General features: G+C 28.5%; 29 protein-coding genes. 2 read left to right on the top strand and 27 right to left on the bottom strand.

Annotation, left to right across the window (positions count from 1 at the left end):
- Positions 1-33: 33 nt before the first annotated feature.
- From ACJJVY_RS05300 to ACJJVY_RS05170, 27 genes are all read right to left on the bottom strand, one after another.
- Complete coding sequence (locus tag ACJJVY_RS05300; protein WP_405605913.1) at positions 34-903, bottom strand: alpha/beta hydrolase; 870 nt, start codon at positions 901-903, stop codon at positions 34-36.
- A 222-nt stretch (positions 904-1125) separates the two neighbouring features.
- The gene (locus tag ACJJVY_RS05295; RefSeq protein ID WP_405605911.1) at positions 1126-1671 is read right to left on the bottom strand and encodes an HNH endonuclease; all 546 of its coding nucleotides are present in this window, start codon (positions 1669-1671) and stop codon (positions 1126-1128) included.
- A gap of 228 nt (positions 1672-1899) precedes the next feature.
- Entirely contained in the window at positions 1900-2781 is an 882-nt protein-coding gene (locus ACJJVY_RS05290; protein WP_405605909.1) for a macro domain-containing protein, read from the bottom strand.
- Between the two features lie 535 nt (positions 2782-3316).
- Positions 3317-3760 carry a hypothetical protein gene (locus tag ACJJVY_RS05285; protein ID WP_405605907.1) on the bottom strand — a complete coding sequence of 148 codons (444 nt, stop codon included), beginning with the start codon at positions 3758-3760 and terminating at the stop codon, positions 3317-3319.
- A 159-nt stretch (positions 3761-3919) separates the two neighbouring features.
- Complete coding sequence (locus tag ACJJVY_RS05280; protein WP_405605905.1) at positions 3920-4555, bottom strand: DUF3885 domain-containing protein; 636 nt, start codon at positions 4553-4555, stop codon at positions 3920-3922.
- Between the two features lie 135 nt (positions 4556-4690).
- Entirely contained in the window at positions 4691-5500 is an 810-nt protein-coding gene (locus tag ACJJVY_RS05275) for a hypothetical protein (protein ID WP_405605903.1), read from the bottom strand.
- 235 nt (positions 5501-5735) lie between these two features.
- Positions 5736-6242, bottom strand: a complete 507-nt coding sequence (locus tag ACJJVY_RS05270; RefSeq protein WP_405605901.1) for a hypothetical protein — start codon at positions 6240-6242, stop codon at positions 5736-5738.
- A complete protein-coding gene (locus ACJJVY_RS05265; protein WP_405605899.1) occupies positions 6242-6619 on the bottom strand; it encodes a hypothetical protein in 378 nt (125 codons plus the stop codon). The genes ACJJVY_RS05270 and ACJJVY_RS05265 overlap by 1 nt, the downstream gene beginning before the upstream one ends.
- Complete coding sequence (locus ACJJVY_RS05260; protein WP_405605897.1) at positions 6606-7316, bottom strand: hypothetical protein; 711 nt, start codon at positions 7314-7316, stop codon at positions 6606-6608. Before ACJJVY_RS05260 ends, ACJJVY_RS05265 begins: the two co-directional genes overlap by 14 nt.
- A 147-nt stretch (positions 7317-7463) precedes the next feature.
- A complete protein-coding gene (locus ACJJVY_RS05255) occupies positions 7464-8132 on the bottom strand; it encodes a hypothetical protein (protein WP_405605895.1) in 669 nt (222 codons plus the stop codon).
- Between the two features lie 159 nt (positions 8133-8291).
- Complete coding sequence (locus tag ACJJVY_RS05250) at positions 8292-9458, bottom strand: AAA family ATPase (RefSeq protein ID WP_405605893.1); 1167 nt, start codon at positions 9456-9458, stop codon at positions 8292-8294.
- A 15-nt stretch (positions 9459-9473) separates the two neighbouring features.
- Complete coding sequence (locus tag ACJJVY_RS05245) at positions 9474-10571, bottom strand: hypothetical protein (protein ID WP_405605891.1); 1098 nt, start codon at positions 10569-10571, stop codon at positions 9474-9476.
- Positions 10572-10740: 169 nt separating this feature from the next.
- Positions 10741-11223: a hypothetical protein gene (locus tag ACJJVY_RS05240; RefSeq protein WP_405605889.1), complete on the bottom strand. Its 483-nt coding sequence runs from the start codon at positions 11221-11223 to the stop codon at positions 10741-10743.
- Between the two features lie 214 nt (positions 11224-11437).
- Positions 11438-12466, bottom strand: a complete 1029-nt coding sequence (locus tag ACJJVY_RS05235; RefSeq protein ID WP_405605887.1) for a hypothetical protein — start codon at positions 12464-12466, stop codon at positions 11438-11440.
- 862 nt (positions 12467-13328) lie between these two features.
- The gene (locus ACJJVY_RS05230) at positions 13329-13907 is read right to left on the bottom strand and encodes a hypothetical protein (protein ID WP_405605885.1); all 579 of its coding nucleotides are present in this window, start codon (positions 13905-13907) and stop codon (positions 13329-13331) included.
- A gap of 151 nt (positions 13908-14058) precedes the next feature.
- A complete protein-coding gene (locus ACJJVY_RS05225) occupies positions 14059-14784 on the bottom strand; it encodes an SMI1/KNR4 family protein (protein ID WP_405605883.1) in 726 nt (241 codons plus the stop codon).
- 153 nt (positions 14785-14937) lie between these two features.
- Positions 14938-15864, bottom strand: a complete 927-nt coding sequence (locus ACJJVY_RS05220; protein ID WP_405605881.1) for a DUF2971 domain-containing protein — start codon at positions 15862-15864, stop codon at positions 14938-14940.
- A 395-nt stretch (positions 15865-16259) separates the two neighbouring features.
- A complete protein-coding gene (locus ACJJVY_RS05215; protein WP_405605879.1) occupies positions 16260-16817 on the bottom strand; it encodes a hypothetical protein in 558 nt (185 codons plus the stop codon).
- A 9-nt stretch (positions 16818-16826) separates the two neighbouring features.
- Positions 16827-17438 carry a hypothetical protein gene (locus ACJJVY_RS05210; RefSeq protein WP_405605877.1) on the bottom strand — a complete coding sequence of 204 codons (612 nt, stop codon included), beginning with the start codon at positions 17436-17438 and terminating at the stop codon, positions 16827-16829.
- Positions 17439-17613: 175 nt separating this feature from the next.
- Complete coding sequence (locus ACJJVY_RS05205; protein ID WP_405605875.1) at positions 17614-18291, bottom strand: hypothetical protein; 678 nt, start codon at positions 18289-18291, stop codon at positions 17614-17616.
- A 146-nt stretch (positions 18292-18437) separates the two neighbouring features.
- The gene (locus tag ACJJVY_RS05200; RefSeq protein WP_405605873.1) at positions 18438-19181 is read right to left on the bottom strand and encodes a DUF4304 domain-containing protein; all 744 of its coding nucleotides are present in this window, start codon (positions 19179-19181) and stop codon (positions 18438-18440) included.
- A 148-nt stretch (positions 19182-19329) separates the two neighbouring features.
- Positions 19330-20742 (bottom strand): pyridoxal phosphate-dependent decarboxylase family protein, encoded by a 1413-nt coding sequence (locus ACJJVY_RS05195; RefSeq protein WP_405605871.1) that lies wholly within the window; start codon positions 20740-20742, stop codon positions 19330-19332.
- Between the two features lie 48 nt (positions 20743-20790).
- Positions 20791-21093, bottom strand: coding sequence for a helix-turn-helix transcriptional regulator (locus ACJJVY_RS05190; RefSeq protein WP_199269138.1), 303 nt, complete (start codon positions 21091-21093; stop codon positions 20791-20793).
- Between the two features lie 189 nt (positions 21094-21282).
- On the bottom strand, positions 21283-21924 hold the full coding sequence (locus ACJJVY_RS05185; protein ID WP_405605869.1) for a class I SAM-dependent methyltransferase: 642 nt from the start codon (positions 21922-21924) through the stop codon (positions 21283-21285).
- A gap of 171 nt (positions 21925-22095) precedes the next feature.
- The gene (locus tag ACJJVY_RS05180; protein WP_405605867.1) at positions 22096-22548 is read right to left on the bottom strand and encodes a DoxX family protein; all 453 of its coding nucleotides are present in this window, start codon (positions 22546-22548) and stop codon (positions 22096-22098) included.
- 62 nt (positions 22549-22610) lie between these two features.
- On the bottom strand, positions 22611-23177 hold the full coding sequence (locus ACJJVY_RS05175; protein ID WP_405605865.1) for a Crp/Fnr family transcriptional regulator: 567 nt from the start codon (positions 23175-23177) through the stop codon (positions 22611-22613).
- Positions 23178-23329: 152 nt separating this feature from the next.
- Complete coding sequence (locus tag ACJJVY_RS05170; protein ID WP_405605863.1) at positions 23330-24226, bottom strand: restriction endonuclease; 897 nt, start codon at positions 24224-24226, stop codon at positions 23330-23332.
- A gap of 130 nt (positions 24227-24356) precedes the next feature.
- Between ACJJVY_RS05170 and ACJJVY_RS05165 the strand changes: the two genes are divergently transcribed.
- Both ACJJVY_RS05165 and ACJJVY_RS05160 read left to right on the top strand, forming a co-directional pair.
- Positions 24357-24497: a hypothetical protein gene (locus ACJJVY_RS05165; RefSeq protein WP_405611701.1), complete on the top strand. Its 141-nt coding sequence runs from the start codon at positions 24357-24359 to the stop codon at positions 24495-24497.
- Between the two features lie 31 nt (positions 24498-24528).
- Positions 24529-26127, top strand: a complete 1599-nt coding sequence (locus ACJJVY_RS05160) for a sulfatase (protein WP_405605861.1) — start codon at positions 24529-24531, stop codon at positions 26125-26127.
- Positions 26128-26136 lie beyond the last annotated feature (9 nt).

The following is a 26136-nucleotide window of genomic DNA, read 5'->3' as shown; positions in this document are numbered from 1 at the left end:
CTTTCGTAAATAGGCTAAAACCAGCAATTAATTTTATACGGTGTTGCCAACAGTATTTTCTTTTATAAATTTTATTATTCTTTCAAAATATTCATCTCCTCCAGTTTTCCAGACATTCAAGTGATTAGCATTTTTGATTTCTATAAATTCTTTTTTTGTACTTGAGATTTTTGAAAAATTATCTTTACCATATTGAATATTGATTCTTTTGTCTTTATTTCCGTGAACAATTAAAATAGGCTGTTCAATGTTTTCACAATATTTAATTGGTTTTGCTTCGTCTGGGTCAAATTCAGCAATTTGTCCAGCTCTATAAACCAAATAATTAGTTAAAGGTCTAATATTAAATCCAGCGTGATAGTTAAAATAATCATTTGTTATTGTTTTAAAATCGGAAAATGTACTTTCTATTATTCCAAACTTAATTCGTTTATCATTTCCAATAGCTTGTAAACCAATAGCTCCTCCTAAAGATTGTCCCCAAACTCCAATATTTTCAGTTATCCCTTCTTTTTCTGATAAAACATTAATTAATTCAGAAATATCTTTTTTCTCTTTTACTCCGAAAGTACAATGTGTTCCACCACTTTGTCCGTGAGCCCTCGAATCTAATGCTACTGAATTGAAACCAAGTTTTGATAGTTTATTACTCAATTCAATAAAACTTTCTTTATTAGACCTAATTCCGTGTAATAAAATGATTGTTCCTTTTACTGAATCTAAACTTGAGTAAGTTAAATAACTTGACAATTTTGCATTGTCAAATGAATTAAAGTTAATGTATTTTCCATTTAGTTCATTATTTTCGAAAATTGGAACTGCTGTAATTAAATAATTTCCTTTAATTAATTGTATGAGAGGATTCTTAATTTCAGTTATAAATCTTGGTACATAAAAATGCAAAAAAAGAAGTCCTGAAATTGTCAGAACAAAAAATATTCGTTTAAATATCTTCCTTTTTTGGGTTTTCTTCATATTGTTGGCAACGGTTTTGTGTATGGTTAGTTGCGTGGTTTAGCAACTAAATTAGTAAACTTTTATGAACCTGTGAATATTCCGCAGGAATATTCGTAAGTAGAGAAGAAAACAGCAATTAATTATACACGGTGTTGTAGTGCGTTTTTATTATTCGGTTACTTGACTCCAATTTTCTCCTCTTTTTATTCTATGAATTTGCGTATCCGAAACTCCAAATCGTTTCGCAATCATATTGATTCTGTTTTTTTCGTTTTTCAATTGACGCTTAATGATTTTAACTTTTCCTTCGTTTAGTTTTCCAATTTTTTTACCTCTTTTTTCCAAAACCTTTTTCCAATTCGGATTATTGAATTGATGTAGTTCCTTTTCTCTTTTGGTTACCCATTTTAAGTTTTCTACTCGATTGTCGGTTTTGTCGTAATTCAGATGAATGACATAAATTCCGTCGTTTCGTTCGAGAAAATGTTCCGCTACAAGTTTGTGTACGTATCTACTGGTCGATTTTCCGTTCCTTTTCTGTTTTAGCGGAAGATTTTGATATCCATTAATGTATGATTTTTTAACTTCAAATTCGATTTCGTTTTTACAGTTTAAAATTCGCCCATAATTTGAGATTTTGAACTTTTCGTTTTCAGCAATTCCATCGTCAAATTCTATTTTTTTCCATTCTTCATTCCAATAGTTTCTTATCATCCTAAATGTTTTTCTCAAATGCACTACAACGGTCTCGTATATGAAACGTAGCGTGTAAAAAGACGCTATTTTTTCGGATTATGTACGAGCTGAATTTTTAAATTTTTCTTTTTATCTTTATTTATCTAAAAGCCAAATTTAAAAATTTGGCGTTCTTCGCAAATACACACAAACCTTTCGGAAAGCCTATATTAGCTATGTTTTATATACATTGTTGTACCCAGTGATTTATTCGAAATCATAAACTGTTGTCTTAATTCCGTGAGCAATTAGTTCATCATTAATAATTTCCTCAATTTTTGTCCATTCTCCGCCAGCAAGTCCGCAACCAATTCTTGGCATATGAACATTCGCATTTTCTACTTGAGCAAATACACGTATTCTTTCCAAACATTCACGAACAAAAGGATAACGAATAGGCGGAAGTCCGTCATTATTTTTTCTGATTTTATGCTGTGCAATCATATTTGCAATCCACAAACCGTTTGATACTTTAACAAATTGAACATTACCTAATTTAAACTCCTTTTCGTTTGAATATTCATCTCTTCTAGTCAGTCTTTGATATTCGACAATATTGCTTTCTTCTCCAATTTTTGATTTATACCATTTTCGATATTCATTTTCAGGTTCTTTCCATTTTTTTGTAATTGCCATTACAAATCCTTTTCCCCAACCTCCAATATCATTACAAATATGAGTTATTATTTTTGTGTTCTCATCAAACGGACTTGTTGCGTCTCCTTTTCTGTATTCTATTGGCATTAATTCTATTTTTATAAAATCCGTATTCAAAGATTTTGTATCAATTGAAAGACTAAATCCATTATAGGCTGGATTTTTTTTGTCAGAATTTGGTATTATCCTCTGTTCAACTTCGTCTGCATTTAATGGATAGCAATAGTATCCTTTTGGTTTAGAGTTAAGCGGTTTACTTACCAAAACTTTTTCTCCTTTAAGAAGTATTGCTTTTTCTCCACCAGTATATGGTGCCATAAAATGAGTTAAATATGTAATTTCAACATCATTCATTGCTTGAAAAACTTCTCCTCCTTTTGGATAAGGATTTTCAGTTCCAAATATCTTATTTGCCAGACTTTTAATGTTCATTCTGATGTTTTTCTCGCATTGGGTACAACGTTGTTGTATATGGTTTGTTGTGTGTTTTAAGCACTAAAGTTAGCAAATAAATAACAGATAGAAAATCCGCGAGGATTTTCGTAAGTAGGCTAGAACTAGCAATAAATTATATACGGTGTTAGGCAACGTTTTTTAATTTTCAGTTTCTTTTTCTTTGTCGTGAATTACAGATAGAAATAAGAAGTATATGTCAACTGCTTGTCTTTTAAATAATTTTATATAATTCCAAAACATAAAAAATGCGATGAATATGAACAGTATCAAAATACTCCAAGTTGCCAAATTAATAGGCAAGCCAATTACCCAGTTTAAAAAACAAATTCTCAAAAAAATATAAATGAGAAAGGTTGCACAAACATTTCTTGAGAAACCATACAAATTCACGAAATGGTGAACTCTCGGTGCTAAATATGGACGATTAGTTATTATGAATGAATAAAATAACCAATAGTAATCTTCTTTATTTACATCATAACCATATAAGTCTTTAGCTGATTTTTTGAGTTCATTTACCATTTACCATTTGACTTTTGAGTGGTTTTCTGTAGTTTCCAAACAACCATTTATATTTAATGTTTTGTTGTCCAGAAACTAAAATTCCTGAAGGAAATCCCCATAATAATTTCACAAATAATTTTTCGATGAATAAACTTGAAATAGCGGAAATTACGTGTCCAATTAAATAACAAAATAATAAGAATATTATAAATGGAATGAATTTAAAATCAGATAATGTTCCTGTTGAAAAAAAATCAAGAATATAATTAAGTTTTAAATCGGCTAAAAAATCTGTCTTAACAACTTTTTCGTTTTCCCAATATTTGGTAATGAATGTTGAACCGTCAAAATCAACAACTAATAAAGATATTAAAAAGAAACCGGGTAATAGATATCCAAAGATGGAATATAAATTCAGAGGTTGTCTAATGTGATTTTTGTATTGTTCCATAATTTTGTTCTAATGTTGCCTAACGTGTTTATATATGGTTTGTTGCGTGGTTTGAGCAACTAATTTAGTAAATAATTATTGACCAAGAAAATCCGTGAGGATTTTCGCAAGTAGGCAAGAAGCCAGCAATAAATTATATATGGTGTTGGCAATAGTGATTTATTCAAATTGTTTTTCCATTACTTCTCTTTGAGATTCAACAATCCATTTGTCAAATTTCAATATGTTTAATTTTAAATCTTTTGTTTCGTTACTAAACATTAAACAACCTCTGTCATCATACATCCAAAACCATTTTTTAGTTTTTGGTTGAAAAAAGTACACTAATTGATGAATTGTTGGTGAAAAGCCCATTTCTGTATTGGCAATTCCATTAAATATATCTTGATAGTTAATTCCGTTCTTTTCTACTTTGCAGATAGTTAAATTTCCTTTAATTCTCTCAATATTGTCTTCATCATCAAAATATCGAGTTGCGAGATTCTCCTCAAACTGTTGAGTCTGTATCTTTTCCGACTTTAACAATTCATAAATGTGATTCGGCGTTTCAGCAAACATATCGTCTCCGAAATCATAAATAATTGTATATAATTCCGAATCTTCCTCAAAATGGTTTTCAAACAGTTCTGACGCACGTTTTGTTGCTTGATTCACACGCTCTTTTGTTCCGTTTTCAAAAGGTTCTCCTAATTCAAATCTCAAATAAAATTTCAGTCCACGTTCAATAGTATTGAAGTCTGTTAATTCAATATTTGAACCTAAATAGTCTAATTCTTGTTCGAGGTTTTCTTTCATTATTGCCAACGTTGTTGTATAAGATTAGTTGCGTGTTTTAAGCACTAAAGTTAGCAAATAAATCACAGATAGAAAGTCCGCGAGGACTTTCGTAAACTGGCTAAAACCAGCAATTAATTTTATACGGTGTTGGCATTAGTTGTTTTTTATTTCAGATTCTATATTTACCCATTTCACTTTCCAATTCTTTTCAAGATGTTCTCCTGTTGTAAAAAAAAGAAATTTATTGTCAGGCGTTACATATGGGTTTCCTTGTCCTTTACTATTGATTTTATTATTCAGTTTTTTAGTATTTATCCAATTGCCTTTTCCGTCATTATAACTAATCATTAAATCAAGTTCGTTTCCAATTGATGCAAAAATCAAATAATCTTCTTTCGATGAAACATAAGGTGTGCATTTTCCAACTTTGGAATTCATCAAAATTGTAGTTTTTTCTGCATTTTCAAATTTTCCATTCACTTTTTTTGAATGATAAATGTCCATTTCGCTGTAATCCAAATTACTCGTGTGAAAATATAGAGTTTCCGAATTTGTAATTGTAGGATGAGAAACTAATTTATCTCTCAAATTAGGAATGTCTACAAAAACGGGTTCAGTCCATTTTCCATTAATCTTGTCCGATTTCCATATATGCCAAGTTTGTACAATTCCATCAATATTAACAGGTCTTGTTGAACTGAAATAAAGAGTATTTCCATTCGGTGAAAAACTCATTCCGTGTTCATTATACTTGCTGTTAAAGAATGCTTTTTTTGGTGCAGACCAGTTTTCGTGGTTTTTTTCTATTACAAAAATTTCGAACTGCTCAAAATTTTTATCAGAAATAGTATAGTAATATTCTTGTAAGTCAGGACTAAATATTCCTTTGTGTATAAGTTTGTTTTCAGGAATTAAATGTTGCTTAAATTCAATCGGTTTCTTGTTTGGGATTTCTTCTGTCAAAAACTGCATTTTAGTATTCTCGGTTTCATTTTTGCAACTCAACAAGCAAATTGTAAATATTAAGATAATTTTGAGTTTATTCATTCTGTAATTAATGCCAACGTGTTTGTATATGGTTTGTTGCATGTTTTAAGCACCTAATTTAGCAAATAAAAACCGAATAGAAAATCCGCGAGGATTTTCGTAAGTAGGCTAGAACTAGCAATAAATTATATATGGTGTTGGCAATAGTTGTTTATATATATTCATTAATATTAAATTGTTTAAAATCTATTGGGAAATCCTTTTTAGCTCTTATAAAGTTCAAATTATAATTGAATGAACTTAAACTATCTAAATTACCTAATTCGATTTTATCATTTATTATCAGTTTTCTATTCAATATTGGTTTTGATATTAATTGAAAATTATAATCTTCTGAATTATCTATATCTACTTTATCATACGAATGAAACCCTCTTTTAGCCATCAAGTCAAAAAAGTAAAAATAAGATTCTATGGAAGTGATGTTATCTCTTTCTAATATATTATTTCTTTCACTATTAAATTTTCTTCGATATTTCAATACTTGATTAAGATTAGAGGTGTAAGAAAAGTAATTAATTTCTTCTAAAGAATTAATCAATTTCATTCCAGCTGTAGAAATATGAATAATTTTTGATGAATCATAAATAAAGACATCTAAATCAAGAGAATTACTGTTCTCAAATAAATTGTATTCAGGACCGAAGAAGAAGAACATTAAAATAGGGTTTTACAAATTTTACATTTTTTAGCTGTTTGTAGAGTTTTTGGTCTAACAGCTATACCTACCTTTATATCGGGAAGATTTTTCGGATATTTTTTTAATACTCTATTTGCTGAAACCGTTTCTGCACAGAAACCAATGGAACTCTTATTAAATTTATCTCCAATTTTACCAAATTTTTGTAATTTAATTTTTAGGCTTTTTACGAAGTCTTTTTTCTCAATATCTCCAGAGTGAGCAACTTTTTTATATTTATAATATTCAGCACCAGAAACAAAACTATGTCCTCTTTTTTCATAATGAAGCTTTTCTGCATACTTATTTATTCTGTCATTCAAGGTTTGTGATGCCATAATTTTATTCTTTTTCACTTGGAATTAACTCATAGTAAAAGGATAGTAATAATCTACCTAAATCTGATATACAGAATAAGGTCTCTATTTCTCCTCCTTTGTAATAAGGTGCAGGATCTTTATAACTCATTGGTTCAACTTTTTCAATTGGTGTTTGTTCACTCTGCTCTTGATAAATTAAACCTAAACTCATTAGAGGATAAAACTCCTCCATATAAATATCATTTCCTTCATAAAATTTTCTTTCCTTTTTGAGTCTTTTAGAAAATTCAGGTAATAATTCTAAATCATTTATGTATGCATCTTGAATCAGTTTTGTTAATCTTTTGAATTCGGGTAAATCAATTGCACCAGTAGCTTTTAATTTACATAAGCGACCAAATATTTTGCATTTTTCAATAGTTTGTAAATTATCGATAGCCATTAGTATTTTTTCAGAACCATTACTATCTTTATCTTCTAAATCTGATGTCAATTCAATTCTTTCTTTCCAATTAGTATCTCCTAATTCAAGTAAGACGTTCATTGCCTTTTTTATAAATATTCTATCTGTGTATGAATTGTAAACGTTTCTAGCAGTTACAAGAGATTTTAATATTGGTATTTCTTTGATAACATCATTACCAATATTATTATCAAGCACCTTTTCCACCAAATCGATAGTAATATCTTTAAGGTTTTTAGATTTTATTATATGGTTGAACTGTTCTTTCATTCAATTATTGCCAACGTTGTTGTATAAGCTTTGTTGCGTTGTTTAAGTAGTGAATTTAATAAATAAAACACGAACGGCGAAATTCCGAAGGAATTTCCCAAGTGAGCTAAAACCAGCAATAAAGTTTATACGGTGTTAGCAAACGTTTTATCTATATACTATATTCGTTAGTATAATAACTTTAACAAAATAATTATTCAAGTCAACTTTATTGTTTAAAATATTATTTGCTAAAATTAATGGAGACATAAAACTTCCACTTAAATTCATATTTTCAACATAAGGTTTTAATAGTTCAGATTTTAAAGATGCCTTTTTTAAAGACTCAAAATATTTCCCATTCAGATTAACCTTTTTATATTTTTTCGAAATTTCTAATTTTAAATTTAAATCATTTTGTGATGTTTCTGAAATCATATAATCAAATTCTCCTTTAGTGTTCAAATGCTTATATTTAGCAATTAAGACTTTTTCATTAGTTTCAGAAATTACTGATTTTCCAACCCAAATTGAATCAATTACATTGTAAATGTGAAATTTTAAATTATTTTTTTCTAATATTTTTTCACCACTTAGAAGTAAGTCTTTATTCAATTCTATTTTATTCTCAAAAAAATCTTTTAAATAACTTCTATATGAATTTTGTATGTTTTGATTTGGGTATTTTTTCTTGAGAATTTTAGATTCAAAATCAAATAATAGTAAATCTAAATTTTCAGTATTCACTTTTCCAAAACTATTTTGGAATTCACTTTTTTGAGATACTACAGATAATGTAAAAAGTAAAAAACTAAATATTATTAACTTTCTTTTCAAATTTTTCGTTTAATGTTTGCTAACGTGTTTGTATATGGTTTGTTGCGTGGTTTAAGCAACTAATTTAGTAAATAATAACCGACCAAGAAAGTCCGCGAGGACTTTCGTAAGTAGGCGAGAAGCCAGCAATAAATTATATACGGTGTTGTGTGTAGTGCTTTATTTACATATCTTTTTACAATATTCAACTTGTCCAATGTATTTAATTTCAATATGTTTTACTATTGTTTCACATATTTCAATATAATCCTCATCAGTAATTGGTGCTTGTTCTGTTCTCCAACCTCCGTGAGATAAATCATTAATTAATGTGTATGATTTAGTGTCGTCTTTAATATTTTCTTTGATATATTCGGCAATACTTTCTCCTGTTACATCAATCTTTTCAAATTTTGTTAGTGTTTCAATTATATGCCTAATTGAGTTCGCAGTTGTATGCGTAGGAATTCCATTTTTTCTGCATATTTCATAAATATCCATTAAATGATTTATGTAAGGAACAGTTAAATTATTATTGAAGTCGATTAGTTCTCCTTTTTTGAGAAGTAATTTTTTATCAATAATATTATTTGAAGCTAGAACACGCATAAAATCATTATTGTGCGTTAAGATTAGGAATCTTTCACGTTTTAATTTGTCTATAATTTTTGAAATATCTCTTATAACTCCGCATAAAGTATAAACGTGTGAAAAATCCATACTTGAAATTGGGTCATCAATTACAAAGAAAATTTTTTGATAATCATCTTCATTTTCAACTTTTAAGTGAGTATCTCCGATAAAATAGGCGAATGCAACAATGTTTTTTTCTCCCTCACTTAAGATATTTTTTGCTTGGTCTTTTTCGAGAGTATTTTTATCAAATATTAATCTAAAGTTTTCTTCATCTAAAGTATACTTTTCAGCAAAAAAGTAATTAATAACTGTTTTTATTGTCGAAGCTACTTTTTCTTTTTTACTTACTTTTTGTTGTTCTCTTTTTTTTCTTATTTCATCATTCAATGTTTTCCATTGAGCTCTCAATTTTATTACACTTTCAATGTTGTTCTTGTGTTCATCAATCAGATGATTATAAGCACATTTAATAATCTCTTTTCTTGTGGATTTATTTTCTTCCCCAATTTTATCTTTTTTATTATTAATAGCTTCAATTTCTTCGTTGTTTGAGGATATAACTCCATTAAAGAGTGTTTCTGATTTTTCTAAACTCTGTAGTTGTTCGTCAGTTAAATCAATTGATTTATTAATGTTTTTTATTTTATCCTGAACACTTTCTATTATAAGTTCAATTTGTCTTCTTAAATACTCAATATCTAAACTATTCAATTCTATTTCTTCACTTTAAGGGATGTATTTAGTTTTGTATTTATTGAATTCATTTATTCTTTTAGTATTTTGAATTTCAATGTTCGTAAGTGTAATTATGTATTTTTCAAGAGAAGATTCGTATTCTTTAAATAACTTTATTGTATTTGCTTCAATATCATTTAAGTAAGTTGTGTATTTATCTATTAAATTTAAAGCATCTTTTTCCAAAGATTGTTCGCAAAAGGGACAATCTTTTTTTTCAGAATCGAGTAAGGTAATACCTGTTTCAACAAAAAGTTGTTTGTCCTTGATTTTATCTTTAAAGTCTGTTGCTAACTCACTTAAACTATATTCTTTAAGGCAATTTTCTTTTATTTCATTTAATAATTTAAAATCTAGGTTTAGTTTTTCAATTTGTTTTATATCATCTAGGTTTTCTGGAACAGATTTAATTTTGTTGTAATCTTCAATTAGTTCATCGAATGTTTTAGAAATATCATATTTATCTTTTTGTATTCCGTTAAAGATGTTTTGAAATTCGAGTATTTTATAATCTCCTAATCTTTTTATATTTTGAATATTACTAACATTTTCTTCAACATATTTTTCTGTCTCAATCTTTATTTGTTCATTTAGTTCAGAACCTTCTTTTTCTATTTTCGATAATTTTTCTTCATCTTCTTTTAGGTCAATATTTATTTTTCCAAGAATAAAACCTTCAATTTCACTATCTTTTTCATAACTCAAAGCACTTATGTTTTCTTCAACATAATCTTGATTAAATGTATGATATGTGTATTTGGTTTTAGGAAGATTTGGAATAACTCCTTTTTTTAATTCAATTTTAAAATCCTCTTGTGTAATTCCTTTTTTATCAATTATTGAAAAAGAAAAATTACTATTTGATTTTCCAATTGTAATTAATTTATCTGTTGGACTAATTTCATTTTCAAGATGTAATTCATTAGTATTTTCGGTAAGTCTAAATAGTCTGCTAATAAATGTTTTTCCACTTCCGTTATTTGCAAAAACACCTATCTTAAGAGAGTTTGAAGAAATTAATCTCGTTAAGTTTTCGATTGGTGCAATATTCTGACATTGAATATTTGTTTTTATTTTTTCTCCTGCCATTCTTTTCTAACGGATTTTTTTTCGCATTACACACAACGTTTATGTATAAGAATAGTTGCGGGTTTGTATGCGAGGATTTTCCGAAGGAAAATCAGACGTTACAAACACGCAACGAACTTTGATTAAGCGCTAAACCGCAATTATTTTTATACGGTGTTAGCACCAGTTTTTATTTTTCCGATTTGTGACAGCTAATTCCCCAAATATTTAATTTGTCCAAAGAATAATCTATCTCAACCGTATTTTTATTGATAACTTTAAATTCATTTCCTTCTTTATAATTTGAGTCAAAAATGTCGTTTAAATTCAATGTGTCTTTTTTCCGTTCTGCAAAGTTCAGCAATACAGTTTTCCTATTTCCGTTCCAAGTTCCGTTTGAGTTTATTATGTCAGATTCAGGTTCAGAGTCTTGCATTGGTTCCGGATAAATGCTCATATAAAAATCAAAAGTTCCATTTGGAATTAAAGTCAGTTTTATTAGAGCCAAATCATTATCTCCACTTAAATAAACAATTGTGTCGTTAAGTACTAATTTTTCGGATTTGATAATTTCCGTTTCAGTATTCAATTCCGCATTATGAGTTTTTTCAGATTTTTTCTTTTGACAAGAAAAGACGATTAAAATTAAAACTAAAAATATTGTTGTTCTCATCGTTGTTCTCAAATTGGTGCTAACGGTTTTGGCTAGGCTTTGTGCGGGAAGAAAATCGCCAAGATTTTCGAACCTGTACTAAGCCGAAGTTTTTTGTTTGGTTTTGTTTCTTTTGGTTTCACAAAGCCAAATCAACAAGATTTGGCGACTTAGTAAATATACACAAAACTTTGAGAAAGCACAGAACCCGCATTAAGTTTAGCCGGTGTTGTAGCTAGTTTTTTTTGTATTTACCTTCAATTCGACAAAAGGCACCTAATTGCCATTTTTCATATGAATCATTTGATGAAACCTGAATAGTTTCATTGTTTTTAATAATTTTTAAATGATGCTTTGATTCAAATATTTCTCCTTTATCAGAGTATACAAAACCTTCATAAATATTTTCTTTAGATTTTGTTAATATTCCTTCATAATTAGGCATAGCACATTTTTCATTGGAAATCATTAAGTCAATTTTTATACTCTCATTATCAATGTTAACTATTTCTAAATGATTAGAATGGTTGTAGTAATTTTCAACTTTTGTTGATAGTTCAAAATTCAAATATTCTCTAATGTCATTATATTTATATTTTAATTCAATAGCTGGAGTCATATTCTTAATAGCATTAGGTAGAGAACAAGTTTCAATGAATTCTATGTAATTTTCATTTAAAGAAAAATCTTCTAATTCTTCATCACTCTTACATTTATTCAAGTATTCATATACCCAATCATATTCATTTTTGTCAATATCTTTTTTATTAAGTAGTTCTTTAAGTTGTTTTATTTCATTTTCAAATTGTTCATTTTTCTTATCAAGAATTTGTTGCTTAAAGTTATTTAATTTTAAAATCGAATCAATTTTAATAGGTTTTCCAGTTTTTGTATTGTAATTGAAATAGGATTTCCAATAAGTACAATATGCAGCGCATCCTTCAGTTTCAATATTAAATGATATTATATTATTTCGATTGTAAGTTATGTTAAAATTTATATAACCTATTTGGTCACCAATCCATTGTTTTAAAGTTTTACTTATAGATGAATTAGGAGCTTCATTATAAGTATATTTATTTTTTAAATCGAAATTTATCAAAGAATCGATTTTCTTATTTCCTGTTTTGAATATTGGGTATATTAATTTGTCTAATGGTGAAGTATTTTGCTCACTTTTATAAAGATGTAAAGTGTCTATTTTAACTGTTTGAGAAAATGAATTCAAAGAAATTATTAATATAAAATATAATATTTTTTTCATTTTTCGTAATTAGCTACAACGGTTTTGTTTATGGCTTGTTGCGATTAAAAAAAGCGCGGTTTGTCAGTCATTAACCAAATATAATAAAAAGGATAAACTTTCGTAAATAAAAAAACTAGCAATAAGTTATAAACGGTGTTGGCTGACGTAATTTCCTCAACTAAAAATGTTTCTATGGAAATTACAACTTTCAAAATTACCCGCAATGAGATTCATTATTCGAGTGTTTAAAATCAATACAAAAATAAGTAGGAGAGAAGCTTATCAGTTTTCTAGAGATTATCAATGAAATGATTTAACGTACAGTTCAGAAGGTTCTATTTTAACAATTTTCAAGGTTTAAAATTTATCGATGAAAAACACAGTATCAATTATTTTAAACAGAGCATTTTAAAAATTGACATTACAATTTTATCCAAAGTTGATTAATTATCAGATTTCTAAAAATGTATCGAGGAATAATTTTAGGTGCTTACTTTTTATTCAGCGTAGCTACTGTTTTATCAATAACTAATTAATTATCAAACTCTAAAAAAGTATCAAGAATTGATTTTGGGTAGTTACTTTTCATTCAGCGTTACTACTGCTTCAATTCGCGTAGTTACTTTTTTGTCAAGACCTAAAATATTTCGATAAAAGGAGTTTACAATTTAATTTTTTTGAGTCAGCATTGTTTTCAGTTTCTTAAGAAAAAGTTTCATTATTGATAGCTGCGTGAAATTCGACCCGAATTTCAGACTTATGTGAGCCAACGGTCTTGTATAAGCTTTGTTGTGTGTTTAAGCAATGAATTTACTAAATAAAACACGAACGGTGAAATTCCGAAGGAATTTCCTAAGTGAGCTAAAAACAGCAATAAAGTTTATACGTTGTTGTGTGTAGTTATTTTTTTCTTTAGTTCTTTCCATTCTAACCAAAATTGCTCAAATCCTTCTCGTTCGGTTTCATCTTTTGGTTTTTCTTTAGCTTTAGAGTTTTTGTAAAAATTTTCAATTTTATCTGTTATATTTTTTACGAGTTTAAAATATTCATTTTTTTTAATTTCACTTGTGTTTCCATTTAATGTTTTGTGGGTAATTATGTTTTCTTGGTGTGAAATATTCCAATCATAACCTATGTCACAACCGTAAATGTTCACTCTGTATGGTTTATTCATACTTGGATAAATCGAATGACCACAATGAGGTATTAACTTATTGTTGTATTGATTTGGATTATAGTTCTCAAAACAAGTTCTCATGAGGAATAACCCAGCTGTACTCAAACTTAAAGAAAGATTAGGTTCAGATATTATTTCTCCACCAATTTTCACAAGTATTTCTCCATGAGCATCTAAATCGTTCTCCTCTTTCAATTTTTTTAAACCAGATTGTGAGTTCGAATTAGATTCAAACCAATGTAATCTTATTATTTCAATATCAAAATCGTTTTCTTTATTCATAGTTTAAATTACACACAACGTGTTTGTGTATCATTTCGTTGCGTGTTTCAGCAACTAATTTAGCAAATACAAACCGAATAGAAAATCCGCGAGGATTTTCGTAAGCAAGCCTGTACTAGCAATGAATTATACACGGTGTTAGCAGTTGTTTTTATTTTCCAAAAAGTCTTGATAAAAAGCCTTTTTTCTTATTTTTTATTACCCAAACTAATTCGGTTGGATGTCTTTCCGTAAATTGATTCGCACCAAACTTTCCCCAAGCAAAACCATCTTTATTTTTTCCCTTTCTCAAGTCAGCAACAGTCCATTCGTCTCCGTCAAATTTTTTCAGAAAATCTCTAAATTCAGGGTTTTTATTTTCAAATTCAGTTTTGGATGAACACAAGTTGTTTTCGTCCCAAATTGTCATAACTGTTTTCTCGTGAATTTCATTCATATAGCATTTGTCTGGGCTTTCATAAAATTCCAACAAGTGCTTTAGATATTCATTCAAGTTTTGTGAGTGGACAACAAATACTGCTGGGTCGTGACAAGCAAAGAATACTTTATTAGGTTTTCCATTATCATTCAAGTCCAAAATCCAATGATTTCCAAATCCATCGTGTCCAAGCGTAAGAGAATTTGCGGATAATTCCCAAAATCCGAATTGTCCAATTGAGTCGAAATAAACCATTTCAGGTCCATAACCATCCCAACCTTTCGTTTCTTTAAGTATTTCGATTATTTCGCTGTCAATATTTTTATTTGGGAATTGTTCTTTTAGTTGTTCAATTTCCGAATCAGATAATCCATCTTGAAATTCAAGTTGGTATTTTTCTCCATCTTCGTCTGTAAAGGTGGATTCTTTTAATTTTCCTATTATTTCAAGATTTGTCATATCGTTTTTCTCAAATAACTGCTAACGTGTTTATATATGGTTTGTTGCGTGGTTTAAGCACCTAATTTAGTAAATAATTTCTGACAAAGAAAATCCGCGAGGATTTTCGTAAGTAGGCATTAGGCTAGCAATAAATTATATATGTTGTTGTACCTAGTTAATTTTTTTTGATTCAATTTCAAATGTATTTTGCTTTAAATATGTTTCATACAATTCTATTTCTTTAAAATTAGAGTAATTTTCTTTTAATATTTCTATTATTTTCAATTTAAGTTCATCTGATGCTTTTACTCCAAAATAAATTGCTTTCAATCGTTTCTCATTAAACTCAATTTTTCTTGAATTTGGGTTTTTAGAATCAATGTTATTTACAATAGAACGATATTCATTCTCATATTTCCATTCAATAGATTTACTATATGTTATATGAAATTCAGAATCCTTTATATTTTCATAATAATTTGTTTGGCTAAAATCCTTTATATAATTTATTGGATATAATTCATTTTCTTTTTTTTCAAATTCTAAACAATAACCTTTGTGACTATCTGAATAGTGAGACCACATTAAAATCGAATTTTTGTTTCCTGTAAAACAACAAATACCAATATTCTTTAACTTATTTTTAAAAGACTCTTTCTTTTTTCTATTCGTTTTTTTTAGTTTTCCATTTCTTTCGAATGAAACTAAATTGATATTACAATCAAAAGGGTCGTTAAAAGATAGATGACTATTGTGGTATAAATATTTGTTTTTAAGAGCATCCAAATTAAATCCATTTTCATCATTTGAATAAAATTTAAATATAGTTTTAGGCTGAATTTGTTTTTTCCTTAACCTTCTTAAAACTCCTTCAGTAGATTTTGAATAATCAAATTTTTCATCTTCATTTATTAGATATCTTTTATTTTCCTCAATTCCTAAAAAAATCTCAACGAAGTCAATAATTCTTTCATTAATTTTGGTAGTAGGACGAAATTCAATTCCGAAATTAAAGGGAGAAACTATTTCATTAAATCGATTTAAAGAAATATTATGAACTCTTAAAAATTTATTTAATCTAACTACCTTTTCTTTCATTTTATAATTAGGTACAACGTTTATGTATAAGAATAGTTGCGGGTTTGTATGCGAGGATTTTCCGCAGGAAAATCAGACGTTACAAACACGCAACGACCTTTGATTAAGCACTAAACCGCGATTATTTTTATACGGTGTTGTACATAGTGCTGTTTACCTTTACTGAGTTCATCAAGAATTTTTAGTTTAAAAGGTTCTGAATACCGTCTAATTACTTTGTCATTTTTGTACATAATGTTTAAAATTATGTAGCCTTTATTCAGGACGGGTCATAATGGCATACAACGTTGTTGTGTAAGATTAGTTGCGTGTTTTAAGCACTAAAGTTAGTAAATAAATCACAGATAGAAAGTCCGCGAGGACTTTCGTAAATTGGCTAAAACCAGCAATTAATTTTACACGGTGTTGGCAACTGTTTTTTTAATTATTCCATTTATAAGTTGTTTAAATCTCTTTCCAATTTCTTGTTCATTAAAATCCAGCATTTTTAATCTTTTTTCATTCTCAAACTCCAAATATAATTGATAAGCAATACTTGTATATCTTGAGTGTGTTTTTGTTTTAAGTTCTAAAGAAGATTTTAAAATTTCTTTAAAATAAATTTCCTTTTTAGCAATAAATGTTTTTCCAATAAAATTAGAATTTTCCATCTTTATTTTAGATTCATCAAAGTCAAAAAGTATTTTGTTTTCATTGATTAATATTTGATAAAATCTCCAACTAAATATTAAAAACCAAACAATAATTAGATATACATTAATTTCTGAAAAAAATAAACATATTATAGGAACTCCAAAAGTCAAAATAAATATTATAAAACTATCTAAATACTTATTTGTATTTCTTAAAATAAAAAATCCTGATTTAGTTTTACTTATTTTGAATGATTTTGGATTTTGTTTTATTGTCTTCTCAAATTCAGTAAAGTAATATTCTTTTTCAGTTAATTTCATTCAAATGGTTTAGGCAATTGTTTTTTTTATAATTTCACTTAATAATCCAATATTCAATATATTTATAAATAAAATCAAAAGCACACTTCCTCCATTTTCTAGTAAATAGCTAAATAAAGAAAAATGTCTTTTGGGTTTTTTAATTTTTCCTTCCCCTCTTTTAAGTTTAAAAAAAAGTTTTTCAAATTCATAAAAATCCATTTCAGAAATACTAATTAGTTCAAATTTTTCAGAATCTTTCAATGTTATAGTAGTTTTGTGATTATAAAATAAGAATCCTTTTTCAAACATATTAACTCCAGAATAAAATCTTATTTTTTCCTCACTCTGTTTTATTGATTTTACTTCCTCAAGTTTTAAATTCCTTCTTTTTGGAAGTAAGTATTTTTCAATCAGAATTCCTGTTTTATATATTTTTAGTGTCTGAATTTTAAATAATTGATATAAAACTACGATTGATAAAAAAGTGAAAATTCCAGCAAAACAATAACCTATTATTTTATGTTCACCATTCGAAACTTGTAAACAAAAAAGTGCCATAATTAAAAAGAAAAAAAAACCAGAAACAAATCCACCAAAAAGTATTAATCTCGGTTTTGTTTTGAATAAAATATCTTTCATTTTCCTACTTTTCAGATTTGAGTGAGTAATAGTTGCCAACGTTGTTGTATAAGCTTTGTTGCGTGGTTTAAGCAGTGAATTTAATAAATAAAACACGAACGGCGAAATTCCGAAGGAATTTCCCAAGTGAGACAAAAGCAGCAATAAAGTTTATACGGTGTTGTAAGCAGTTTTTTTATTCATTTATTAATTTTCCAATTTCAAAAATTTCAGCATAACGAGATGAAAGTCCAAAAACTAAAATACTTTTCTTATCTATTATTCCTTTTATTGAGAATAGCATTTCTTTATATTCAGAATTTTGTGCATTTTTTTTGCTTCTATAAGCTTCGAATTTTTTCAAATTATTCATATAGAAGGCTGGAATAGTATTTACGATTATTGTACTGTCAACTTTATTTCCATTAAAGTAAATTTCTCCGTGTAAATTTGGTGAAAGAGTAATGTTTGAAATTGTATCTTTTCTGTGTCCAATATAAATTTGAAATTTTGTAGGAATTACACTTTCCCAACCTCCAGTAATTTTTCCGTTTATTTGAAATGAATTATTCTTTTTATCAATTTTGATGTTTTCTGGAATTATCTTTAATCCATTTCTTTCAGATTTTGTTGATTTATAGAAAACCGAGTCAGTTTCGGAATCGACAAGTTCCGTTTTTAAGTTAGTTTCGGTATAATCTCTAAAACAAGGAATTCCGCTAAAAACATTATCTAACCAACCAAATTCAAAACGATTTTGGTCAATTTTATACTCCAACAATTCGCTGTATTCAATGTTTTTCAGATTATCTTGAGCATTCGAAAATCCAACAATGAAAATTGATATTATAAATATGTTCGTAATTTTCTTCATAATTGCTTACAACGTTTATGTATAAGAATAGTTGCGTGTTTGTAACGTCTGATTTTCCGAAGGAAAATCAGACGTTACAAACACGCAACGACCTTTGATTAAGCACTAAACCGCAATTATTTTTATACGGTGTTAGCAACTGGGCTTTATATATTTATCTGTTTTTCAAATTCAGTTTTATATTCCAAATATTCCTTTTCTGTTGCGATTTCAATTCCTCTTTTAGCAAATTCAGTCGCTTTTGAATTGTCGCCATATTTTTTCCAATATTTAAAAAGAAAATACACAACTCCAATCTTAAATTTTCCAGAAATTCGTTTTGTATAAAAGTCAGGAAAATCCATATAATTTTTAGTGTCTACATTTCGGACATATCTTTGATGGTTCTTAAATTCGTTAAAAAAATCCATTCCATAAGACTCAAATAATTTCCAAATATCATTTACAGTTTCGATGTTTTTTTCAGGCTTTTCATTAAAAATCCAAAACCAAACATTGATACTATTATTCAAAATTTTATGAGGTGATAATCGACGAATAAATTCCGCATTTTCTTGTTTCACAAATCTTGGTTTGATTTCATTTTCTTCGTCAGGATATTTAATTCCTTTGAATTTAATCATTAAATCAACTTGAATTGCTCCACCAACTTTATAAGTCCAAAAGTTTACACATTCAATATAGTCATCTTGTTCTCTGAAATAATTAAAGTCACGACCTTTAAATCCGATTTCTTTTATTTTCGTAGCAAAATGGTCATTAACAAAAACTTTAAAATCTTTGCTAGTTATTGGCTGTTTTCCTTTGTAAATGCTTTTCGGAAGTTCAGTCATTCCTAATCCAATTGGATATTTGGTTGATGCTCTATTTTTAAATAAATTCCTAAACATTTTTAATATTCTCGATGTTTGTTTTGCCTTGTTGCTAACGTGTTTGTATAAGATTAGTTGCGTGTTCTATGCACTAAAGTTAGCAAATAAATCACAGATAGAAAGTCTGTGAAGACTTTCATAAGTAGGGAAAAACCAGCAATTAATTTTATACGGTGTTGGCATTAGTTATTTCCAATTCTAACGCCTTTTCAAATGATTTTACAGATTTAGATATGTCGTTTTCAGTAGTAGCCCAAGAGCATATGCTTACTCTCATAACTTTTTTCCCAAACCACATTGAACCACCAAGCCAACATTCTCTTAACATTTGTATATTACTTAAAACCTGTTCGGTAATTTTGTCCGAATCACATCTAACAATTACTTGATTAAAAACAATATCATTTTCAACGTGAAAACCTTTTGTTTTTTCTATTTCTTCTGCAAATTGTTTTGCTCTTTGATTCATAGTTAGAATCATTTCGTCAATTCCGTTTTTCCCTAGATACTTCATTATTGACCATAATTCAATTATTCTAGCTCTTCGAGACATTTCAGGTGTGTAAAACATTCCGTCTCTTTCGGTGCTTTCTATAATATAGCTTCCAGACATATGAAGAGCAGAAGTCATAGCTTCTTGGTCTGAACAAAGTATGATTCCACAATCATATGGTGTGTTCAATGTTTTGTGACCATCTACAGCCCAAGAAGTAGCATTTCCTATTCCTTTTGTTAAATATTTTAATTCATTTACTGCCTCAGCCCACAAACCAAATGCACCATCGATATGAACCCAAGTATTGGCTGTTTTTGCTTTCTTGCAAATGATTTCAAAGTTATCAAATGCACCACTATTTACATTACCCGCTTGCAAAATTAGAATTGTATCCTCATCTAATTCAGGAATTAAATCAGGAATAATTCTACCTTGATTGTCTACGTCTACCCATTCAATGTTTTCTGTTCCTAAGCCTAATATGCCTATTGCTTTTAAAACTGTTGAATGCGATTGTTTTCCTGTTACAATTCTTATTCTAGGTGAGTCTCTAAGACCTTTTTCATTTATATCCCAATTATTCCTTTTTAGAATACGATATCTTGCAGCTGCCAAACCACATAGATTAGCTGTAGATGTTCCGCTTACAAATCCTGCAGATGTGTTTGGTGGTAAATTAAATAAATCTACGAGCCATTTTTCTACAACAGATTCTAGTTTACTTCCTATTGGTGATAAAACATTCATTGCTGGTGCTTGATCCCAATAAGTTCCTAAGTTTTTGGCTGCTAAACCTACAGGAACTGAACTTCCGCAAACGAATCCGAAATATCTCCCACCTAATGTTGCTGTTGTTGCAGGACTCCCGTATTTATTTAACTGCTCTAATACACTTTTAGCATTTGTAGAATCAGTAGGTAGTTCTTCGTTAAATATCGACAAGTTTTTGACAGCTTCTTCTGTTGGGTATACATTTCGGTCAAAAACACTTTCTAAATATTCAAATGAATACTGTTGGGCTTGGTTAAATATTTCTTTGTTTCTAATTTCTAGAAACATTTTATTTTGAATGTTGTTTTTCATTTTTTATTAATTTATAAATAGGGAATTGTCGAATTGTAAGTATAAAACTTAAAGTTCTTTATTAAGTTGATTAATATATTTTTTAATATTTTGTTCATTTCTTTTAAAATATGTCCATTTACCTAGTCTTGTCGCTGTAACAAGACCTGATTTTTGTAATTGAGACATATACTGAGATATTGTAGATTGTGATAAATTAGCTTTATTTTTAATAAAAACAAGACAAACGCCAAAATCAAAATGACCTAACTCTAAATGAGGCGGGAAATTATCTTCTGGTTTTTTAAGCCAATTTAAGATGTCAACTCTAACTTGATTTGATAATGCTTTATTAATTTCTATTAAATTCATAATGCAAATATAACAAATCTATAAATACCGATATGTTTTTTAATTAATGCCAACGTGATTGTATAAGAATAGTTGCGGGTTTGTATGCGAGGATTTTCCGAAGAAAAATCAGACGTTACAAACACGCAACGACCTTTGATTAAACACTAAACCGCAATTATTTTTATACGGTGTTGTGCCATCGTTGTTTTATTTTTTTCTAGCAATAAATATCATATCGGTTAAAAATGTTCCATCTGGTTCAGGATATTTTTTTCTCTGTAAGTCAATAATTTCATATCCATATTTCCCCAAGCATTCTGATAAAAATTCCGCTTGATGATAATAAATATAAACTCTATTTTCTCCACTAAAACTAGTTAATTCATAACCAGATTTCTCATAATAATCTTCCATTGTACTAATATATAAGAGTCCTGAATCATTTAAGAGTTTAGAAGAGTCATAAATAAGTTTTTCGCACTCTTCTTTGGAAAGATATGGCATACAAAACCCACACATAATTCCGTCAAATTTTTTTTCGATTTCTGAGATTTCTCTGCAATCAAAAACTTTAAAATCTGCATTAGGATTATTTTCTTTTGCTAATTCAACCATATTTGGTGCTAAATCAATTCCGAGTATTTTTAAATCAGGTTTCTTACTCAGTAGATATTTTGTTACGTTTCCTGGACCTGAAGCAATTTCAAGAATTTCAGAATTCTCATGTTCAATTAATTCACAAAAGGTATCAAAAGTATCATTGTATAAATCCATTTTCATAAATTTATCCTGATAATTGCTTGCCGATTTGTTATATGTTTCTACTGATTCTTTATTTCTTTCTATCATTTTTGTGTGTTCAGTTCAATGTGGCACAACGTTGTTGTATATGGTTTGTTGCGTGTTTCAAGCAACTAATTTAGTAAATAATTACCAACCAAGAAAGTCCGAGAGGACTTTCGTAAGTAGGCAAGAAGCCAGCAATAAATTATATACGGTGTTAGCCACAGGCTTTCTTCATTAAATTCGGATTGTACAAATATAAGTCCAAATAATAAACAGAATTTGTAATGGGATTCGAAACCATAAATAGGCAAGACCATTTCCATCAAACGTTCCTTTTTGGTAATTCACATTATTTATAGAAGCATAAATATTTGCAGGTAACATTAAGAGAAGGAAAATAATTAATGTCCATCCAGATATAACTTTTAATTTAGGAATTAAAAGACCTATTGCAAGTAAAACCTCAAAGATTCCTGTTAGGTAAACAAAACTTTCTTTAAAAGGAATAAATTGAGGTATCATCATTGTCATTCCTTTTGTAAAGACAAAATGTCCAATTGCTGTAAACACTAACATCATAGACATTGCAACCCTTGCAGATAATGCAAAGTCATATTCTTTCCTTGTAAACTTAATTACAAAAAGACAGATTATAAAAGTTAATAGAAGTATAATTAATGGTTTCATATTTTTCTAAATTTTGGAAATACAAAGGTTAGAAAAGAATAAATAAAAAGAATGAACCCAAGTTAATTAATGCGTTTTCTTATTCTACTCAAGGCTTGTGGAGTAATCCCAATATATGAGGCAATATATTTTAAAGGAATTTGTTGTAATAATTTTGGTCTGTCAGAGAATAAGTCCAAATATCGTTCTTCGGCTGTTTTATTTAATAAGGAAAGCTCTCTTTTTGATTTTATTAGAAACATTTTTTCAGCCATTTTCCTTCCAATAATATTTCCGTTTTTTGTTTTTTCATAGACTTCTTGTAAGTCGTTATTCGAAATTTTCCACAAGATTGTTTCTGTCAAAGTTTCAATTTGATATTCGGATGGACTTTGGGTTAAAAAAGAGTCATAGGCGGTAATAAATTCATTTTCAAAAAGAAAGCCGAAAGTTAAATCAGATTCTTCTCTTGCAATATAAAGTCGGATTATTCCTTTTGAAATAAAGGATAAATAATTTTCAGTTTTACCTATTTCTAATATTATAGCATTTTTTTCAAGCTCCACTTTTTGTAGTTTCGAAGAGAAAAATTTCCAATCAGAATCGTTCATTGGAGATATATTATCAATAAACTTTCTGATTTCGTTCATATTGTTTTCTGCTTGTGGCTAACGTTTATGTATAAGAATAGTTGCGGGTTTGTATGCGAGGATTTTCCGAAGGAAAATCAGACGTTACAAACACGCAACGACCTTTGATTAAGCACTAAACAGCAATTATTTTTATACGGTGTTGGGCTTAGTTATTCTCCTTCGAAAAAGTCATTGTCAAGTTCCTTAACCTCATAAGTTATTTTTACTTGAATTCCAACATTATATTGATGCATTAAGTCAACTAGTTTTGAACCATCGATTAATATTATCGAATGATGAGCTTCTCTAGCTTTCTTTATTGCTGCATCATCAAAAGTCGAAGTTGTTATAAATACTCCTTTCGTAGTATCTCCACTCATTGCTCCAATGAAATTTCTAATATCTTTTTCTCGAACTTTGTTTTCTGTATATCTTTTCGCTTGAGTGTATATTTTTTCAAGACCGAGTTTGTACTCGTTTATGATTCCATCAATTCCTCCATCTCCTGATTTTGAAGTTTCAATAAAATCTCCATAACCCATTTTTTTTAATAATATTAAAATTACCTTTTCAAAAAAGTATGGGTCAATTTCTTTTAATTTATCTAATAGTTCTGTTTTTACTTCAGTTTCTATAGTAGAAAATCCATTGTCAATTAAGTCTTGTGGAGATGCATTGTCAACATCGATTGTTTCTATTTCTAACTGATTTTCCTTTTTACTTTGCACCGAGGAACGGTGGTTTATAAAATCTGGGTCATTTTGAAGGTCAGATAATAAAAGTTTTCCGCTAATCAAGGTTTGTTTCCCTTTGTCAGCTATTTGAACTAAACCTCTCTTGGGATAAGAAACAAATTTACCCATTTTTAGATAAGATTTCCCCCAAAGTATTCTGTCAATCAATACATTTGCTCCTGAACTTGTCTTTTTGTCTAAAAGTTCTTTTGGAAGTTCTGAATAGTAATTATCTCTAACTTTTCTAGCTAATTCTCTACTGCTTATAACTTCAGCCGTATTCAGTATTTCTAGAATTGGCATAAAAGTTTCGTGATATTTTGGTAATTCCATTTATTATTAATGTTCAGTTTTAATGTCTCGTCCTGAAATATGGCTACAGGTTAAAATTTATTTTTAAGCTGATAATTTATATACCATATTCGGTGTTTTATAACCTAAAGATAAGTGTAATCTTATTTCGTTGTATAAATTAATAGGAACTGATAGTAGAGAGTTTTGGCAACGAGCAGAAGACAGAAATAAAGAAACAGCGGAATTATATGATCAATTAGGATTGTCTCATTACGCAGCAATGGAAGCTTTTGTAAGATGGCATTATTAATAATAAAGTAACTTTAGTAAAAAAATAAAACATGATTCTAAATAAAAAGAACTTTATACTGTTTAGCTTTTTAGCAATATTTACGTTAGTTGGTTGTAAAGAAGAAAAAGAAATTGTAGCCAAAAAACCGAACATCATATTTATTATGAGTGATGATCATGCTTACCAAGCAATTAGTGCTTATGGTCATGGTTTAAACAATACGCCAAATATTGATAGAATAGCAAACGAAGGAGTAATTTTTAATAAAGGGTTTGTTAATAACTCAATATGTGCACCAAGTAGAGCAGCAATGCTTACGGGAAAACATAGTTTTAAAAACGGAAAAGTAGATAATATTCGTCCGTTTAATTGGGATCAAGATAATTTTGCTAAAGACTTGCAGAAAAATGGATATGAAACAGCTTTAGTTGGTAAAATTCATTTAGATGGTTTACCTCAAGGTTTTGATTATTCTAATGTATTACCAGGCCAAGGTCAGTATTATTCGCCAGACTTTATAGAGAATGGAGAGAAGAAAACATATCCTGGTTATATTACAAATGTAACTACAGATATTGCTTTAAATTGGTTAGATAAAAAGCGAGATAAAGAAAAACCTTTTATGTTAATGTATCATCAAAAAGCACCACATAGAACATGGATGCCAGAAGAAAAATACTTGACTTTAATGGACAGTATCACTTTTGACCCACCTGCAAATTTCTTTGATGATTATGAAGGTAGACCAGCTGCTGCTGGACAAGAAATGAGTATTTACAAAGACATGGATTTGGTTTATGATTTAAAAATGCTTGATAAGGAAGGTGAGCTTAAAACTAAGTATAGAGGCATGTTCCAAAGAAAGTATGATAGAATGACTGATGAACAAAAAGCTGCTTGGGATGCTTATTACGATCCTATTATTGCTGATTTTAAATCTAAAAATTTAGAAGGTAAAGAGTTAGCAGTTTGGAAATATAATAGATATATGCATGATTATCTTAGAACAATTCAGTCTGTAGACGATGGAGTAGGTGAAGTTTTAGACTATTTAAAAGAAAATGGTTTAGAAGAAAATACGATAGTTGTTTATACATCAGATCAAGGTTTTTATTTAGGTGAACATGGTTGGTTTGATAAGCGTTTTATGTATGAAGAATCTTTTAGAACTCCTATTTTAATGAAGTATCCTAAAGAGATTAAAGCAGGTACTGTAATTGATGAGTTAGTTCAAAATATAGATTTTGCACCTACATTTTTAGATTATGCGGGTGTTAAAATTGATGAATCTATACAAGGAGAATCTCTAAGGAAATTGGTTAAAGGAGAAGCAAGTGAATGGAGAGATGCTATTTATTATACTTTTTATGAATACCCTGCAGAGCACAAAGTAAAACGTCATTATGGTGTTAGAACAGATAAGTTTAAGTTGATTCATTTTTATTATGATGTTGATAAGTGGGAGTTATATGATTTAGAAAAAGATCCAACAGAAATGCACAATGTATATGAAAATACAGATTATGCTTCGGTAAAAGAAGAAATGCATCAACAATTAGAAAAAATGAGAACTAAATATGGTGATAGTGATGAGTTGAATCAAAAGAACTTAAACAATTATTTAGAAGCAAAAAATATCAAACACTAATATAAAATA

Origin of the sequence: Polaribacter sp. Asnod1-A03 (genome assembly GCF_045063585.1) — a bacterium.
Taxonomy (GTDB): domain Bacteria; phylum Bacteroidota; class Bacteroidia; order Flavobacteriales; family Flavobacteriaceae; genus Polaribacter.
This window is presented reverse-complemented; position numbering and strand designations above follow the sequence as displayed.

Bases quoted from the DNA above. Each gene is read 5' to 3' on its own strand.
- ACJJVY_RS05185 (WP_405605869.1), bottom strand. From the start codon at position 21,924: ATGATAGAAAGAAATAAAGAATCAGTAGAAACATATAACAAATCGGCA.
- ACJJVY_RS05245 (WP_405605891.1), bottom strand. From the start codon at position 10,571: ATGGCAGGAGAAAAAATAAAAACAAATATTCAATGTCAGAATATTGCA.
- ACJJVY_RS05235 (WP_405605887.1), bottom strand. From the start codon at position 12,466: ATGAAAAAAATATTATATTTTATATTAATAATTTCTTTGAATTCATTT.
- ACJJVY_RS05295 (WP_405605911.1), bottom strand. From the start codon at position 1,671: ATGATAAGAAACTATTGGAATGAAGAATGGAAAAAAATAGAATTTGAC.
- ACJJVY_RS05195 (WP_405605871.1), bottom strand. From the start codon at position 20,742: ATGAAAAACAACATTCAAAATAAAATGTTTCTAGAAATTAGAAACAAA.
- ACJJVY_RS05220 (WP_405605881.1), bottom strand. From the start codon at position 15,864: ATGAAAGAAAAGGTAGTTAGATTAAATAAATTTTTAAGAGTTCATAAT.
- ACJJVY_RS05290 (WP_405605909.1), bottom strand. From the start codon at position 2,781: ATGAACATTAAAAGTCTGGCAAATAAGATATTTGGAACTGAAAATCCT.
- ACJJVY_RS05260 (WP_405605897.1), bottom strand. From the start codon at position 7,316: ATGAAAGAACAGTTCAACCATATAATAAAATCTAAAAACCTTAAAGAT.
- ACJJVY_RS05280 (WP_405605905.1), bottom strand. From the start codon at position 4,555: ATGAAAGAAAACCTCGAACAAGAATTAGACTATTTAGGTTCAAATATT.
- ACJJVY_RS05175 (WP_405605865.1), bottom strand. From the start codon at position 23,177: ATGAACGAAATCAGAAAGTTTATTGATAATATATCTCCAATGAACGAT.
- ACJJVY_RS05180 (WP_405605867.1), bottom strand. From the start codon at position 22,548: ATGAAACCATTAATTATACTTCTATTAACTTTTATAATCTGTCTTTTT.
- ACJJVY_RS05160 (WP_405605861.1), top strand. From the start codon at position 24,529: ATGATTCTAAATAAAAAGAACTTTATACTGTTTAGCTTTTTAGCAATA.
- ACJJVY_RS05225 (WP_405605883.1), bottom strand. From the start codon at position 14,784: ATGACAAATCTTGAAATAATAGGAAAATTAAAAGAATCCACCTTTACA.
- ACJJVY_RS05285 (WP_405605907.1), bottom strand. From the start codon at position 3,760: ATGGAACAATACAAAAATCACATTAGACAACCTCTGAATTTATATTCC.
- ACJJVY_RS05230 (WP_405605885.1), bottom strand. From the start codon at position 13,907: ATGAATAAAGAAAACGATTTTGATATTGAAATAATAAGATTACATTGG.
- ACJJVY_RS05270 (WP_405605901.1), bottom strand. From the start codon at position 6,242: ATGTTCTTCTTCTTCGGTCCTGAATACAATTTATTTGAGAACAGTAAT.
- ACJJVY_RS05170 (WP_405605863.1), bottom strand. From the start codon at position 24,226: ATGGAATTACCAAAATATCACGAAACTTTTATGCCAATTCTAGAAATA.
- ACJJVY_RS05215 (WP_405605879.1), bottom strand. From the start codon at position 16,817: ATGAAATTAACTGAAAAAGAATATTACTTTACTGAATTTGAGAAGACA.
- ACJJVY_RS05200 (WP_405605873.1), bottom strand. From the start codon at position 19,181: ATGTTTAGGAATTTATTTAAAAATAGAGCATCAACCAAATATCCAATT.
- ACJJVY_RS05210 (WP_405605877.1), bottom strand. From the start codon at position 17,438: ATGAAAGATATTTTATTCAAAACAAAACCGAGATTAATACTTTTTGGT.
- ACJJVY_RS05205 (WP_405605875.1), bottom strand. From the start codon at position 18,291: ATGAAGAAAATTACGAACATATTTATAATATCAATTTTCATTGTTGGA.
- ACJJVY_RS05190 (WP_199269138.1), bottom strand. From the start codon at position 21,093: ATGAATTTAATAGAAATTAATAAAGCATTATCAAATCAAGTTAGAGTT.
- ACJJVY_RS05240 (WP_405605889.1), bottom strand. From the start codon at position 11,223: ATGAGAACAACAATATTTTTAGTTTTAATTTTAATCGTCTTTTCTTGT.